This window comes from Streptomyces sp. SA15, assembly GCF_002291145.1.
Taxonomy (GTDB): Bacteria; Actinomycetota; Actinomycetes; order Streptomycetales; family Streptomycetaceae; genus Streptomyces.
In genome coordinates this window covers 1-13,609 of record NZ_NTGE01000150.1, presented here as the reverse complement: position 1 = coordinate 13,609, position 13,609 = coordinate 1, and the positions used below count along the sequence as shown (strand labels likewise).

Genomic DNA, 13,609 nt, shown 5'->3' with positions numbered 1-13,609 from the left:
CCGAGCCATCAATTGAGCATCGCTCGCGCGGCATGAGCCTGCTGCCGCACCCGCTCCGCGGCCGGCTCGTCCACTGCCCCCACCACGTCGGCATAGGCCTCGAGCTCCGCCGCCCCCTCGACGAAGTCACCCCGCTGCACCAGCAACTGCGCCCGCTCATACCGCAACCGAGCCGGATGCGAAGGCAACAACAGGGCCAACTCCACCGCCCACAACGACACATCCGACCGCTCCGGCCGGGCAGCCGCCCACGCCCGAATGTTGTTGAGGATCCGCGCGACCACGTCCAAAGGCTCCGCGGGACCGAGCATCGACGGATGCAAGGACGCCCCTGTGGCCCCCGCCACCAGCATCTCCGCGTCGGACCCGCTCAGCACCCGCCCCCCGTCGAACGGATCGGCCAGCACCTGTTCCTCCAGCGCCCCGAACCCGACCACGAAATGCCCCGGCAGAGCCACCCCGTACACGTGGGCCCCCGCCCGCCGCGCGACCTCCATCCACACCACCGACAACAGGATCGGCAGCCCGCGCCGCCGCAGCAGCACCTGATGAAGCAACGACGACTCGAGCCGTTGATAGTCCGCGGCGGAGCCGCGAAACCCGCACCGGTCCCCGAGCAGCTCCCGCAGCGACACGGCCCAGGAGCGCGGCCCGCCGGGCCGGAACGGCAGCTGCCCGGCCAGCCGGTCCAGCTCGATCTGCGCGGCGTCCAGGCCCGCCTCGTCCAGCGTCCCGTCCGCCTCCGCGCCCACCAGCAGGCACAGCGCGGACAGATCGGGCCGCTCGGAGCGTGCCTCTTCGGCGAACCGCCGCCGCAGCTCGGCGGAACGCTCGGGCGATGGGGGGTACGGGGGACGCATAGCTGGCTCGTGCCCTTTCACGGCGATCGCTACCTGCCGCCGCCGGATGTTCCCGGCGCCCGATAGTGGTGGTACGCGTGATGCGCGGCGAAGCCCATCCCGGCATACATCGCCCGCGCCCCCGCGTTGTCCGTCTCGACCTGCAGCCACGCCGCCGAGGCGCCCTCGTCCAGGGCCTGCCGGGCGAGCGCCGCGATCACGGCCGAGGCCAGCCCCTGCCGCCGTAGCGCGGGATCCACCTCGACGGCGGCGAAACCGGCCCACCGGCCGTCGACGACACACCGCCCGATGGCGGCGGGCGCGCCCCCGGCCTCACCGGGAACCGTGGCGAACCACACCGAGGGCCCGCTCCCGAGCACCTTCAGCGCCACCTCACTCAGACCCTTGCGCTGATACCGCGCAAGCCAGTCCGCACCGGCCTCCCGGGACAGCACCACCCCGGCCTCGCTGTCGTCCCTGTCGGCGATGGGCGCCAGCGCCCCGATCCACATCTCGGCGCTCACCTCCCGCACCCAGCCCCGCCGCTCCAGCTCCGCGCACAGCAGCTCCTGCGTGCCCTCCGCGCCGGTCGCGGTCTGCACATAGGCGGGCAGACCACGCTCGCCGTACCACCGCCGTACGAAGCTCAGGGCCTCGTCGAGCGGTATCCCGGGGTCACCGATCGGCAGCACCGAGTTCGCCCGCCGGGTGAATCCACCGGCGGCCCGCAACTCCCACTCGCCGAGCCGCTCGCTCTCCACCGGCCGCCAGGCGCGCGCGGAGACGCGCGCCAGCTCCTCGTACGAGGCCGCAGGGCCCCGTCGCCGGGCCGGTGCGGGGGGCACGACCTTGCCCGCGACCAGCGCGGATTCCGGGATCCGGACGGTCTCGCCGTCGCGGCGCGTGATCAGCAGCACACCGTCGTTCCATGATGTGAGAACACCCACCGTGTCGGTGAACTTCTCGTCCGCGACACCAGGTTCCCCCAAGCGCCGTACGGAGACCCGTTTACCCACGTCAGCTGCGGTGATACGGACGACGAGGCGCCCTGTCGACGAGATTTCCACAGGTCAGTTCACCCCTCCTGTTCGGATCGTGCCCAGGAACGGAGATACTAGGGGCGGGCATCGACGACGCCGCGCTCCCGCGCGCCAGGCGGCGGAGCCTGTGGAGGCCCGCCAGCGCCCTATCGAGGAGGAACGACAGCGTGACCTACGTCATCGCGCAGCCTTGTGTCGACGTCAAGGACAAGGCGTGCATCGAGGAGTGCCCGGTCGACTGCATTTACGAGGGCTCCCGGTCCTTGTACATCCACCCGGACGAATGCGTCGACTGTGGGGCCTGTGAGCCGGTCTGCCCGGTCGAGGCGATCTTCTACGAGGACGACACTCCGGAGGAGTGGAAGGACTACTACAAGGCGAACGTCGAGTTCTTCGACGAGCTCGGCTCCCCCGGCGGCGCCAGCAAGCTGGGCCTGATCGAGCGCGATCACCCCTTCATCGCCGCGCTGCCCCCGCAGGCCTAGTGCTGCCGCCGCAGGCCCCATAGGCCGGCGGGCGACCGCATCCGCGCCGCCTCGGTCCCGTACGGCCTGATCGCCTTGATCGCCGTACGGGACCGAGGCGTTTGCCGCACCAGAAAGTGAGCCAGAACCCGTGTCCGTAGTCTCCGACCGTCTCCCCACGTTCCCCTGGGACAGGCTGGCGCCGTACAAGAAGACGGCCGCCGCGCACCCGGACGGCATAGTCGACCTGTCCGTCGGCACCCCGGTCGACCCGGTCCCCGAGCTGATCCAGAAAGCGCTGGTCGCGGCGGCGGACTCGCCGGGCTATCCGACCGTCTGGGGCACGCCCGAGCTGCGCGACGCGATCACCGGCTGGGTGGAGCGCCGGCTGGACGCGCGTGAGGTCACCCACCGCCATGTCCTGCCGATCGTCGGCTCCAAGGAACTGGTCGCCTGGCTCCCGACCCAGCTGGGCCTCGGCCCCGGCGACAGGGTGGCCTACCCGCGTCTGGCCTACCCGACCTACGAGGTCGGCGCGCGCCTCGCTCGCGCGGACTACGAGGTCTACACGACGACATCGGGCGCTGACGCGCCGGGCCCGACGGACCTGGACCCGTCGAACCTGAAGCTGCTCTGGCTGAACTCGCCGTCCAACCCCACGGGCCAGGTGCTGAGCAAGGCCGAGCTCACCCGGATCGTCGCCTGGGCTCGCGAACACGGCGTCCTGCTCTTCTCCGACGAGTGCTACCTGGAACTCGGCTGGGAGGCGGACCCGGTCTCCGTCCTCCACCCTGATGTGAACGGCGGCTCGTACGACGGCATTGTCGCCGTCCACTCCCTCTCCAAGCGCTCCAACCTGGCGGGCTACCGCGCGGCCTTCCTCGCGGGCGACCCGGCCGTCCTGGCCCCCCTGCTGGAGATCCGCAAGCACGGCGGCATGATGACCCCCGCGCCCACGCAGGCGGCGGTGGTGGCGGCCCTGGGCGACGACACGCACGTCCGCGAGCAGCGGGAGCGGTACGCGGCCCGCCGTACGGCCCTGCGCGCGGCCCTGCTCTCCCACGGCTTCCGCATCGAACACAGCGAGGCCAGCCTCTACCTCTGGGCGACCCGCGACGAGTCCTGCTGGGCCACGGTGGCCCACCTGGCCGATCTGGGCATCCTGGTCGCACCGGGTGACTTCTACGGCGAGGCGGGCGAGAAGTTCGTACGGGTGGCCCTGACGGCCACGGACGAGCGGGTACGGGCGGCCGTCGAGCGTCTGTGACCGCTGTGGGCGGCGTACGAGCCCGCTCCGGCGCCTGCCGACTGCCGCAGTAAGCAGACATGGCTACGGGGCCCAGGAGACTCCCCTGGGCCCCGTAGCCATGCAGCCGGGCGCGGCCACTGTCAGCCGAGGGGGAGGCCCTTCGCCGGCAGCTTGGGGGTCGCCGGCAGGCCACCCTTGGTCAGCGAGTCCGTCGGCAGCCCGCCCTTCGTCAGTCCGCCCTTGGGCAGCCCGCCCTTGGCCAGCCCACCCTTCGTCGCGCTCGACGCGGTGTCACCCACGATTTCCCCGGCGGAGCCCGCCGCCTCGCCCGCCACCTTCTGCAGCGCGGGGGTCGCCTTCTTCACGGCCTTGCCACCGGTCTTGCCCGCGGCCGGCACGGCCTTCTTGACCGCCTTGCTGCCGGTGTCGCCCGCGGTACCGGTCACCTGCTGAGCAGCACCGTCGACCGTGTTGCCGACGCTCGCCCCGTCCAGGGCGGTCAGCCCGCCGACGTTCGGGGTGGCGGGCAGTTCGGGGGCCGCACTCGCGGAGCCGGCCGCACCGACCCCGGCAGCCGCTCCCGCAGCGACGAGCAGCGCGGCACGGGCGATCCGTCGGGTCAGGGGGAGGGACATGTTGCTCCTTTGACGGGGAGGGAACGATGAAGTGTCCGACCGAGTCCGGGGGTTGGTATCCCGGCTCGGACGCAGTGACTACCGCTCGAAGCCCGGGAAGGTTGCGGCGGCGCAATGTAAAGAATTGGCAATGCGTCGCATTATCGCCTGCGGATAAAAACGGGCAAAAAGTACCCGCGTGAAGTTCGCCGAATCCTTACAGCCCTTTGTTTCCAAGGTTTCGACCGTGGGGAGGGTGACCCTGCGAAAACATGCGCACACCGCCGCCCGCACCCGACCCACGTAACCCCTGCGGGTGATCTCTCGCACTGCTGCTCGTACCGCTGTTTGTCCTACCGTGCCGTCACGATACGGACCGCGCCCGCATCCTTCTCCGCACCGGCTCCCCCCGCGGCGGCCCTGCGCCACCGACTGTCGGTGTTGCCGGCGGTCCACTCCCACCCGGCGTACGAGACACGTTCGATGCGCAGCGCGGAGGCGTTGGCCACCGCCCAGTGCGCCAGCTGCCAGCCGCGCTGCCGAAGGCTGCGGCCGCCGTCCGAGGCCGTGTCGGCGGTCACGGGGAGCGTCACGGTCCGTCCGTCGCCCTTGCCCACGGAGGGCGTCGGCGTGGGTGTCGCCGCGCCGCCCACCTCCGCCGCGGCCGGCTCCAGCACATCCCGCCCGAAGTCCCGGGCGAGCGCGGAGCGCACCGCGTCCGGACCCGTCGCCTGCGTGGCCGTCGGGCGGCCCGCGCAGGTCAGCGTCGCCGCCGACTCCCCGGTGAGGGCGGCGGCGAGCAGCGTGGCGTCCGGCTCGTGCTTGGCGTACGCCGTCGGGAAGCCGCTGCGCTGCACGCGCTGCGCGGCGACGGTCAGCGGAAGCCGCGTGTAGTCGCGCACCTTGGCCAGGTGCTCGTAGAAGATGTCCGCCGCATACGTCGGGTCCATGATCTCCTTCGGCGTGCCCCAGCCCTGCGAGGGCCGCTGCTGGAACAGGCCGAGCGAATCCCGGTCGCCATGGTCGATGTTGCGCAGACCGGACTCCTGGATCGCGGTGGCGAGCGCGATCGTCACGGCCCGCTCGGGCATCCCGCGCCCGGTGCCGACGGCCGCGATCGTCGCCGCGTTCACCGCCTGTTCCGGGGTGAATTCGTACGCCGCTCTGCCGCCACTGCCCGCGACGACCTTGCATCCCGGAGCGCCCGCGCCGGTGACGTACTGGACCACGAGATAACCGGCGACCGCACACAGGACGACGACGGCCGCCCCGAATCGGAGGAGGCGGCCACGACGCTTGGGAGAAGGGGACTGCTCTGGCACGGGCACAACATACTGGAGAGTACGGCGCATGGTGTGCCAGGTGTGGAAAGTCGGCGAAGGTCCGGGCGTTAGGCTCGACAACATGGCCGACACCCCACTTGACCTCACGCTGGACGCCGCGCTGCTCACCGCGCAGCTCGTCGACTTCCCCTCCGAGAGCGGCACGGAGAAGCCGCTCGCGGACGCGATCGAGACCGCCCTGCGCGCCCTGCCGCACCTGACGGTCGACCGGTACGGCAACAACGTCGTCGCCCGCACCGACCTCGGCCGCCCGGAACGTGTCATCCTCGCCGGCCACATCGACACGGTCCCCATCGCGGGCAACGTCCCCTCCCGGTTCGACGACGAGGGCTACCTGTGGGGCTGCGGCACCTGTGACATGAAGTCGGGTGTGGCGGTGCAGCTGCGCATCGCGGCGACCGTCCCGGCCCCGAACCGCGACCTGACCTTCGTCTTCTACGACAACGAAGAGGTCGCCGCCGATCTGAACGGCCTGAAGCATGTCGCCGAGGCCCACCCGGAGTGGCTCAAGGGCGACTTCGCGATCCTGCTGGAGCCGACGGACGGTCAGGTGGAGGGCGGCTGCCAGGGCACGCTCAGGGTGTTCCTGAAGTTCACGGGCGAGCGGGCGCACTCCGCGCGCGCGTGGATGGGCTCGAACGCGATCCACGCGGCCGCGCCGGCCCTCGCCAAGCTGGCCGCGTACGAGCCGCGCACGCCGGTCGTGGACGGCCTGCGGTTCCACGAGGGCCTCAACGCCGTACGCGTCGAGGGCGGCGTCGCCACCAACGTCATCCCCGACGCCTGCACCCTCGTCGTCAACTTCCGCTACGCGCCGGACCGCAGCGAGGCGGAGGCGGAGGCGTTCGTCCGGGACTACTTCGCGGACTGCCAAGTGGACGAGTTCGTCGTCGACGACCACACGGGCGGCGCCCGCCCCGGCCTGACCCACCCGGCCGCGCAGGCCTTCATGGCGGCCGTGGGCGGCGAGGCCCGACCCAAGTTCGGCTGGACGGACGTGGCCCGCTTCAGCTCACTGGGCGTACCCGCGGTGAACTACGGCCCCGGGGCACAGCTTCTCGCCCACAAGGTGGACGAGCGGGTGAAGGCGTCGCTGATCCCGCAGGCGGAGCAGCGGCTGAGGAGCTGGCTGACGGCGTGACGGCGGTCGGGGGGTGGTGGGCGTGCTTCGGCGCGCTTCATGGCGGACATGCTCACGTCCCCCGTCCGTAACCCGCGTAGATCTACGCTGAGGCGGAACGACCTGCAAGCTGGAGGGAGCGCACATGGCTACTGGCAACCCCGAGGGCAAGAAGCAGCCACCGGAGGAGCAGCGCCTGGGACCGGTCCTCCGGAGGCGGGGCCAGGTCCAGGCCAGCACGACCGACCAGCGGCTGCTGGACGCGGGCGGCCCCTCGGACTGGGTCCACACCGACCCCTGGCGGGTCCTGCGCATCCAGTCGGAGTTCATCGAGGGCTTCGGCACGCTCGCCGAACTCCCGCCCGCCATCAGCGTGTTCGGCTCGGCACGGACGCCGGAGGACTCGACGGAGTACGAGGCGGGTGTGCGGCTGGGCCGGGGCCTGGTCGAGGCCGGCTTCGCGGTGATCACGGGCGGCGGCCCGGGCGCCATGGAGGCGGCCAACAAGGGCGCCTGCGAGGCGAACGGCATCTCGGTGGGGCTGGGCATCGAGCTCCCCTTCGAGCAGGGGCTGAACCCCTACGTCGACATCGGCCTCAACTTCCGCTACTTCTTCGTCCGCAAGATGATGTTCGTGAAGTACGCGCAGGGCTTCGTGGTTCTGCCGGGCGGCCTGGGCACGCTGGACGAACTCTTCGAGGCGCTCACCCTGGTCCAGACCCAGAAGGTGACCCGCTTCCCGATCGTCCTGTTCGGTACGGAGTACTGGGGCGGCCTCGTGGACTGGCTGAAGAACACACTGATCGCCCAGGGCAAGGCGTCGGAGAAGGACCTGCTGCTGTTCCACATCACGGACGACGTGGACGAGGCGGTGGCGTTGGTGTCCAAGGAGGCGGGGCGCTAGCGCTGGGCTGGAGCGGACGGTCCCTTGCCGTCGGTGGTGGGGCGTCCGGCGTTGGTGCGAGCGTTGCCGTCGGCGGTAGGGCACCCGGCGTCGGTGCGAGCGTTGCTGGGGGCTCCGCCCCCAGACCCCCGGCCTATGCCCACCCACCACCCGTCTCGGTCGGTCGAGAGGTGCGCCACTACTCAGCCCGTCCGGCGTTTGAGGACGAGGCCGTTCAGGCCGATGGGGTCCGGGGCTCCGCCCCGGCGGGGTGCAGGGGACCCAGTCCCCGCCGGGGTCGAAGGGGGCGGAGCCCCTGGGGGTGGGACGGGTAGGGGCGGCGGGGGCGCTGCATCCATCAGCGGCTCCGCCGCGGGCTCCTACGCCAACCCCCGTCGCGCCACCGCCGGCGGACGATGCCCCGCGATCGACGCCACCATCTCCAGCACCTGCCGCGTCTCCGCCACCTCATGCACCCGATACACCTGCGCCCCGAGCCACGCCGACACCGCGGTCGTGGCCAACGTCCCCACCACCCGCTCCTTCACCGGCTTGTCCAGCGTCTCGCCCACGAAGTCCTTGTTGGACAGCGACACCAGCACCGGCCACCCGGTGGCCACCATCTCCCCCAGCCGCCGCGTGGCCTCCAGACTGTGCCGCGTGTTCTTCCCGAAGTCGTGCCCGGGATCGATCAGCACGGACTCCCGCGGCACCCCCAGCGACACCGCCCGCTCGGCCAGCCCCAGCGTCACCCGCAGAATGTCGGCCATCACGTCGTCGTACGTCACCCGGTGAGGACGGGTCCGAGGCTGAGCACCCCCCGCATGCGTACACACCAGCCCCACCCCGTACCGCGCGGCGACCTCCGCCAGCCCCGGATCCACCCCACCCCACGCGTCGTTCAGCAGGTCCGCGCCGACCTCGCAGACCGCCTCCCCGACCTCCGCCCGCCAGGTGTCCACGCTGATGACGACGTCCGGGAACCGCCGCCGCACCTCCGCCACGAAACCGACCGTCCGCCGCGCCTCCTCCTCGGCGCTCACCTCGTCGCCCGGCCCGGCCTTGACCCCGCCGATGTCGACGATGGCCGCCCCCTCCGCCACCGCCTGCTCCACGCGCGCGAGGGCCGGCTCGTCGCGGAAGGTCGCGCCCTGGTCGTAGAAGGAGTCCGGGGTCCGGTTCACGATCGCCATGATCACCGGCTCGTGCGTGCCGAATTCACGCCTGCCCAGCCTGAGCATCCCCTGTGACCTCTCCTGATTCGTCCCGGCAACCGGCTGCCTGAGACCCTAAGTGTCAGACTCGCATGGCACGATCGGACCCTGACACATTCGACACCGAGTGCTTGGACCGAGTACTTGGACCGAGCACTTAGAGCGTGGGGGCTCCGGCGATGGTTATGTTCTTGTTCCTGGTCATCGCGCTGGCCGTGGTGGTCGCCGCGGTGACGCTCGCCGTGGTGGGCGGCGGTGAGGGCGACGGCCCGCTGCCGGAGGCCGCCCCCGAGAGGCTGCAGGACTTCCTGCCCCCGGACCGCCCGGTGAACCGCGCGGACATCGAGAGCCTGCGCTTCCCGCTCGCCGCCCGCGGTTACCGCATGGCGGACGTCGACGACGCGCTCGGCCGCCTCGGCGCCGAGCTCGCCGAGCGGGACGCCCGTATCGCCGACCTGGAGTCCGCGCTGGCCGGCGCCCAGGCCGCCGCCCATGTCTCCATGGAGAAGCCCGGCCGGCCGGAAGATCAGCAGTGAGCGACGACGGCACCCTCGCCGGCCCGGACGGCGCGCTGCGCTGCCCCTGGGCCCTGTCCACGGCGGAGTACGTGTCGTACCACGACGAGGAGTGGGGCCGCCCGGTCCACGGCGACGACGCGCTCTTCGAACGCCTCAGCCTGGAGGCGTTCCAGTCCGGCCTGTCCTGGATCACGATCCTGCGCCGCCGCCCCGGCTTCCGCGCCGCCTTCGCCGGCTTCGAGATCGCCAAGGTGGCCGTCTTCACGGACGCCGACCGCGAGCGCCTGCTGGCCGACGCGGGCATCATCCGCAACCGCGCCAAGATCGACGCGACACTCGCCAATGCGCGCGTGTTGGCCGACTGGGCCCCGGGCGAGCTGGACGACCTGATCTGGTCCCACGCCCCCGACCCGGCCACCCGCCCGGCCCCGAAGACGCTCTCCGACGTCCCGGCGATCACTCCCGAGTCGACGGCCCTTTCCAAGGCCCTGAAGAAGCGAGGCCTGCGTTTCGTCGGCCCGACGACGGCGTACGCACTGATGCAGGCGTGCGGACTGGTGGACGACCACCTGGAGGCGTGCGTGGCGAGACGGGACTGATCCCCGCCTCGCCACGCCCGCCCCGGCGGCTCACCGCTCCCGGCACTCCCGGCGGCTCACCGGCCCAGATACTTCGGCTTCTCCTTGTTCACGAACGCCTGCACCGCGATCGCGTGGTCCTCGGAGGAGCCCGCCCGGGTCTGCAGCTCGTCCTCCTTCTCCAGGGTCTGGGCCAGGGAGTGGGACAGCCCGTACGCGACCGCCTCCTTGATCGCCCCGTACGCCACCGTCGGCCCCTCGGCCAGCGCCCGCGCCACCTTCTCCGCCTCGCCGCGCAGCTCGCCCGCCGGTACGACCCGGCTCGCGATCCCCAGCTCGTACGCCTCCTGCGCCTTGACGCTGCGCGGGAAGAGCAGCAGGTCGGCCGCCCGGCCGGGCCCGACGACCCGCGGCAGCGTCCAGGAGATGCCCGAGTCGGCGGTCAGCGCCACGCCCGCGAACGACGTGTTGAAGGCCGCCGTGTCCGCCACCACCCGGTAGTCCGCGGCCAGCGCGAAACCGAACCCGGCCCCGGCCGCGACCCCGTTCACCCCGGCCACCACGGGCTTGGGCATCCCGGCCAGCGCCTTCACGATCGGGTTGTAGTGCTCCTTGACCGTGCTCATCGTCTGCCCCGAACCGCTCTCCCGGTCGGTCACCAGCAGCCCGATGTGCTCCTTGAGGTCCTGCCCCACACAGAACGCCCGCTCCCCGGCCGCGGTCAGCAGCACCGCCCGTACGGCGTCGTCGGCCGCCGCGGACTGCACCGCCTCGCGGAGAGCGACCTTGGTCGCGACGTTCAGCGCGTTCATCGCCTCGGGGCGGTTCAGCGTGATCGTCGCGAGTCCGTCGCTCACCTCGTACAGCACGGTGTCGGCCATGGCGTGTCCCCTCCGGTGTCACGGCTCGGACGTACCCGTCGGTACGTCCCTGTGTCGATCCCTGTTTCCGAAGGACAGCATGGCGGAGATCACCGTCCGGGGACCGGACCGGACGTGTGACCTGCGTCAAAGAATTCTCGAACCCATCCGGTCGGCGGATCTCCTTGCGGCGGCGCAGTATCGCAGTCACATCGCCGAATTGAGTGGTTTTGCTCGCGCGCGTTGCCCAAGCGATGCCGACTGATGTTGGTCATCGGGTCCTGAGATGCGGGATAATGGCTTGGAAGCAATGTGTTCGATGCCGGTGTCGCGTGTCCCACGCTATGGACCGCGCCTGCCCTCCAGGGCCGTCGGCTTTGACTATGAGCTGGTTTCAGGAAGGGGAACGAGCATGGCGGCCATGAAGCCGCGAACGGGTGATGGCCCGCTCGAGGTGACCAAGGAGGGGCGGGGCATCGTCATGCGCGTTCCGCTCGAAGGCGGCGGTCGACTCGTCGTCGAGCTGACCCCTGACGAGGCCCAAGCACTCGGCGACGAGCTCATGAAGGTCGCCGGCTGACGCGGCAGCGTCCCTACCCTTTCAATTTCAACTGCCCCGGCACCGCGAGCGGTGCCGGGGCAGTTGTTTGTCCCGCGGTACGGCTCTCAGCGCTTGACCGCGCACAGCAGTCCGTCACCCACGGGCAGCAGCGACGGCAGCAGATCCTGGCTCTCGCGCACCGCGCGCAGCAGCTCCCGCAGCCGCAGGACCTCCGTGGGCTGCGGCCCCGAGTCCACCGTCCGGCCGTTGGCGAAAACGCCCTCGAAGACGACGAGCCCGCCGGTGCGCAGCAGGCGCAACGATTCAGCGAGGTAGTCCAGGAACTCCAGGCGGTCGCCGTCGCAGAAGACGAGGTCATAGCCGGCGTCCGCGAGCCGGGGCAGCACGTCCAGGGCGCGGCCCGGGATGAAGCGGGCCCGGTTGCTGGCGAAACCGGAGGCGCGGAAGGCCTGGCGGGCGAACTGCTGGTGCTCCGGCTCGGGGTCGACCGTGGTCAGGACGCCGTCCGGCCGCATGCCGTGCAGCAGGTGGATCCCGGAGACGCCGGTGCCGGTACCGATCTCCGCGATCGCCTTGGCGTCCACGGTGGCAGCGAGCAACCGCAGCGCCGCGCCCGTGCCGGGCGAGACCGAGCGCAGCCCCGCCTCGCGGGCCCGGTCCCGGGCCCAGCGCAGGGCGTCGTCCTCGGCGACATAGGCGTCGGCGAACGCCCAGCTCGTCTGCCGGTTGCCGGTAATGACCCTCTCCTGTCCCCGTGGTTGCCTGGGCGTGACTGTATCCGTTGGTGCCGGGAACCCGCAGATGGGACCAGGCGTTTAGAGGGGGAGAGACGCGAGCGGGGGGACACGGTTGGATCACGACGACGAGCAGGCGCTCGAGCAACTGCTGACGCAGCCGCCCGAGCCGTATCAGCCCAGATCAAATTCTCGTAAAACCGCTTATCCGGAGCTAACGGGCGAGGTGGCTATGGTAGGGGCTCCACTGGACACCACCAGAGCCGACAGGGGAGGTGCGGCCGCGCCCGAGGATCGGGGAGGAGCGCTGCGGCGCTTTCTCGGATCGGCGGGCAGGCCGAAATCCGTGAACGACACCGCTGCTGACCACAGCCACGCCGCTGTATACGCCCAGACCGCGACCTTCTCCACCGACGCGGACGGGCAGGCGTGGACTCCGCCCACCTGGGAGGAGATCGTCAGCACGCACAGCGGCCGGGTCTACCGGCTGGCGTACCGACTGACGGGCAACCAGCACGACGCCGAGGACCTCACGCAGGAGGTCTTCGTCCGCGTCTTCCGCTCACTGTCGACCTACACGCCCGGCACCTTCGAGGGCTGGCTGCACCGCATCACGACCAACCTCTTCCTGGACATGGTCCGCCGCAAGCAGCGCATCCGCTTCGACGCCCTCGGCGAGGACGCGGCGGAGCGACTGCCCAGCCGCGAACCCTCGCCCCAGCAGGTCTTCAACGACGCGCACTTCGACGCGGACGTCCAGCAGGCCCTCGACACGCTCGCGCCCGAGTTCCGCGCCGCGGTCGTCCTGTGCGACATCGAAGGCCTGTCGTACGAGGAGATCGCCGCGACCCTGGGCGTCAAGCTGGGCACGGTCCGGTCCCGGATCCACCGCGGCCGCTCGCAGCTGCGCAAGGCCCTCGCGCACCGCTCGCCGGAGGCCCGGGCCGAGCGCCGCTCCTTCATGGCCCGTGTGCCCGCGCTGGGGGGAGGGGGCGCGACCGCGTGAGTGGATCACGGCCCGAACCCGGCGAGGCACGCCTCGCGGAGCAGCACCTGGGAGACCGACTCGCCGCCTTGGTGGACGGCGAGCTCGGTCATGAGTCGCGTGAGCGCGTCCTCGCGCACCTGGCCACCTGCGCCAAGTGCAAGGCGGAGGCCGACGCACAGCGCCGACTGAAGAACGTCTTCGCGGAGGCCGCCCCTCCGCCGCCCTCCGAGAGTTTCCTGGCCCGACTCCAGGGGCTTCCGGCGGGAGGTGACCCGGACGGCGACGACGACTCGCCGTTCGGCGGGGCGGGATTCGCCGGTGGGCTGACCGGACGGCCCGGCGTTACCGGCGTCTTCGGCCTGAGGCGCGGCGAGCGCTTCGAGTTCGACTACGTCCCTGCCCGTTCGCACGCCCCTGTCCTGCCCTCCTCGGCGAACCGTGGCTTCCGTATCCATGACGTCAGCCGTCATGAGGCCGAGCGGTCGGCCTCGCGCGGGATGCGGTTCGCGTTCGCCGCCGCCGGCGCGGTGTCGCTGGCCGCGATCGCCCTGGGCGGCGTCAGCAGCGTGGCGCCCGGCGACCCGGCCGCGGACGCGCGGGGCG

General features: G+C 71.4%; 16 protein-coding genes. 9 read left to right on the top strand and 7 right to left on the bottom strand.

Annotation, left to right across the window (positions count from 1 at the left end; genetic code table 11):
• Positions 1 to 8 precede the first annotated feature (8 nt).
• Both CLM62_RS33850 and CLM62_RS33845 read right to left on the bottom strand, forming a co-directional pair.
• Positions 9 to 860 carry a transglutaminase-like domain-containing protein gene (locus tag CLM62_RS33850; protein WP_095753711.1) on the bottom strand — a complete coding sequence of 284 codons (852 nt, stop codon included), beginning with the start codon at positions 858 to 860 and terminating at the stop codon, positions 9 to 11.
• Between the two features lie 29 nt (positions 861 to 889).
• Positions 890 to 1,906: a GNAT family N-acetyltransferase gene (locus CLM62_RS33845; RefSeq protein ID WP_095753710.1), complete on the bottom strand. Its 1,017-nt coding sequence runs from the start codon at positions 1,904 to 1,906 to the stop codon at positions 890 to 892.
• A gap of 140 nt (positions 1,907 to 2,046) precedes the next feature.
• Between CLM62_RS33845 and fdxA the strand changes: the two genes are divergently transcribed.
• Together fdxA and CLM62_RS33835 are read left to right on the top strand one after the other, a co-directional pair.
• Positions 2,047 to 2,364 (top strand): ferredoxin, encoded by a 318-nt coding sequence (gene fdxA / locus CLM62_RS33840; protein WP_010047804.1) that lies wholly within the window; start codon positions 2,047 to 2,049, stop codon positions 2,362 to 2,364.
• Positions 2,365 to 2,494: 130 nt separating this feature from the next.
• The gene (locus tag CLM62_RS33835) at positions 2,495 to 3,610 is read left to right on the top strand and encodes a bifunctional succinyldiaminopimelate transaminase/glutamate-prephenate aminotransferase (RefSeq protein ID WP_095753709.1); all 1,116 of its coding nucleotides are present in this window, start codon (positions 2,495 to 2,497) and stop codon (positions 3,608 to 3,610) included.
• Between the two features lie 122 nt (positions 3,611 to 3,732).
• On the opposite strand, the gene CLM62_RS33830 is transcribed toward CLM62_RS33835, so the two are convergent.
• Entirely contained in the window at positions 3,733 to 4,227 is a 495-nt protein-coding gene (locus CLM62_RS33830; RefSeq protein ID WP_095753708.1) for an ATP-binding protein, read from the bottom strand.
• A gap of 332 nt (positions 4,228 to 4,559) precedes the next feature.
• Complete coding sequence (locus CLM62_RS33825) at positions 4,560 to 5,528, bottom strand: heavy metal transporter (protein ID WP_179382346.1); 969 nt, start codon at positions 5,526 to 5,528, stop codon at positions 4,560 to 4,562.
• An 82-nt stretch (positions 5,529 to 5,610) separates the two neighbouring features.
• Between CLM62_RS33825 and dapE the strand changes: the two genes are divergently transcribed.
• Both dapE and CLM62_RS33815 read left to right on the top strand, forming a co-directional pair.
• Positions 5,611 to 6,690: a succinyl-diaminopimelate desuccinylase gene (gene dapE, locus CLM62_RS33820; RefSeq protein ID WP_095753706.1), complete on the top strand. Its 1,080-nt coding sequence runs from the start codon at positions 5,611 to 5,613 to the stop codon at positions 6,688 to 6,690.
• A 124-nt stretch (positions 6,691 to 6,814) separates the two neighbouring features.
• Positions 6,815 to 7,573: a TIGR00730 family Rossman fold protein gene (locus CLM62_RS33815; RefSeq protein WP_095753705.1), complete on the top strand. Its 759-nt coding sequence runs from the start codon at positions 6,815 to 6,817 to the stop codon at positions 7,571 to 7,573.
• A gap of 359 nt (positions 7,574 to 7,932) precedes the next feature.
• Here the strand turns inward: CLM62_RS33815 and folP are convergent, their stop codons facing one another.
• Positions 7,933 to 8,793 carry a dihydropteroate synthase gene (gene folP, locus CLM62_RS33810; RefSeq protein WP_095753704.1) on the bottom strand — a complete coding sequence of 287 codons (861 nt, stop codon included), beginning with the start codon at positions 8,791 to 8,793 and terminating at the stop codon, positions 7,933 to 7,935.
• Between the two features lie 152 nt (positions 8,794 to 8,945).
• On the opposite strand from folP, the gene CLM62_RS33805 reads away from it, so the two are divergent.
• Together CLM62_RS33805 and CLM62_RS33800 are read left to right on the top strand one after the other, a co-directional pair.
• The gene (locus CLM62_RS33805; protein WP_095753703.1) at positions 8,946 to 9,302 is read left to right on the top strand and encodes a DivIVA domain-containing protein; all 357 of its coding nucleotides are present in this window, start codon (positions 8,946 to 8,948) and stop codon (positions 9,300 to 9,302) included.
• The gene (locus CLM62_RS33800) at positions 9,299 to 9,883 is read left to right on the top strand and encodes a DNA-3-methyladenine glycosylase I (RefSeq protein WP_095753702.1); all 585 of its coding nucleotides are present in this window, start codon (positions 9,299 to 9,301) and stop codon (positions 9,881 to 9,883) included. The genes CLM62_RS33805 and CLM62_RS33800 overlap by 4 nt, the downstream gene beginning before the upstream one ends.
• Before the next feature lie 56 nt (positions 9,884 to 9,939).
• On the opposite strand, the gene CLM62_RS33795 is transcribed toward CLM62_RS33800, so the two are convergent.
• Entirely contained in the window at positions 9,940 to 10,743 is an 804-nt protein-coding gene (locus CLM62_RS33795) for an enoyl-CoA hydratase/isomerase family protein (protein WP_095753701.1), read from the bottom strand.
• A gap of 391 nt (positions 10,744 to 11,134) precedes the next feature.
• Here CLM62_RS33795 and CLM62_RS33790 point away from each other — a divergent pair, with 391 nt between their 5' ends.
• On the top strand, positions 11,135 to 11,302 hold the full coding sequence (locus CLM62_RS33790; RefSeq protein WP_179382345.1) for a DUF3117 domain-containing protein: 168 nt from the start codon (positions 11,135 to 11,137) through the stop codon (positions 11,300 to 11,302).
• Between the two features lie 86 nt (positions 11,303 to 11,388).
• On the opposite strand, the gene CLM62_RS33785 is transcribed toward CLM62_RS33790, so the two are convergent.
• Positions 11,389 to 12,087: an O-methyltransferase gene (locus tag CLM62_RS33785; RefSeq protein WP_095753700.1), complete on the bottom strand. Its 699-nt coding sequence runs from the start codon at positions 12,085 to 12,087 to the stop codon at positions 11,389 to 11,391.
• A 163-nt stretch (positions 12,088 to 12,250) separates the two neighbouring features.
• Here CLM62_RS33785 and sigE point away from each other — a divergent pair, with 163 nt between their 5' ends.
• Both sigE and CLM62_RS33775 read left to right on the top strand, forming a co-directional pair.
• Complete coding sequence (gene sigE, locus CLM62_RS33780) at positions 12,251 to 13,024, top strand: RNA polymerase sigma factor SigE (protein WP_179382344.1); 774 nt, start codon at positions 12,251 to 12,253, stop codon at positions 13,022 to 13,024.
• The coding region (locus CLM62_RS33775) for a zf-HC2 domain-containing protein (protein ID WP_179382343.1) at positions 13,021 to 13,609 on the top strand (589 nt) is incomplete at its 3' end. The genes sigE and CLM62_RS33775, both read left to right, overlap by 4 nt.

Coding starts and splice junctions, on each gene's coding strand:
- CLM62_RS33850 (WP_095753711.1), bottom strand. CDS start 860: ATGCGTCCCCCGTACCCCCCATCGCCCGAGCGTTCCGCCGAGCTGCGG.
- CLM62_RS33830 (WP_095753708.1), bottom strand. CDS start 4,227: ATGTCCCTCCCCCTGACCCGACGGATCGCCCGTGCCGCGCTGCTCGTC.
- dapE (WP_095753706.1), top strand. CDS start 5,611: ATGGCCGACACCCCACTTGACCTCACGCTGGACGCCGCGCTGCTCACC.
- CLM62_RS33815 (WP_095753705.1), top strand. CDS start 6,815: ATGGCTACTGGCAACCCCGAGGGCAAGAAGCAGCCACCGGAGGAGCAG.
- folP (WP_095753704.1), bottom strand. CDS start 8,793: ATGCTCAGGCTGGGCAGGCGTGAATTCGGCACGCACGAGCCGGTGATC.
- CLM62_RS33805 (WP_095753703.1), top strand. CDS start 8,946: ATGGTTATGTTCTTGTTCCTGGTCATCGCGCTGGCCGTGGTGGTCGCC.
- CLM62_RS33795 (WP_095753701.1), bottom strand. CDS start 10,743: ATGGCCGACACCGTGCTGTACGAGGTGAGCGACGGACTCGCGACGATC.
- CLM62_RS33790 (WP_179382345.1), top strand. CDS start 11,135: ATGGCGGCCATGAAGCCGCGAACGGGTGATGGCCCGCTCGAGGTGACC.
- sigE (WP_179382344.1), top strand. CDS start 12,251: ATGGTAGGGGCTCCACTGGACACCACCAGAGCCGACAGGGGAGGTGCG.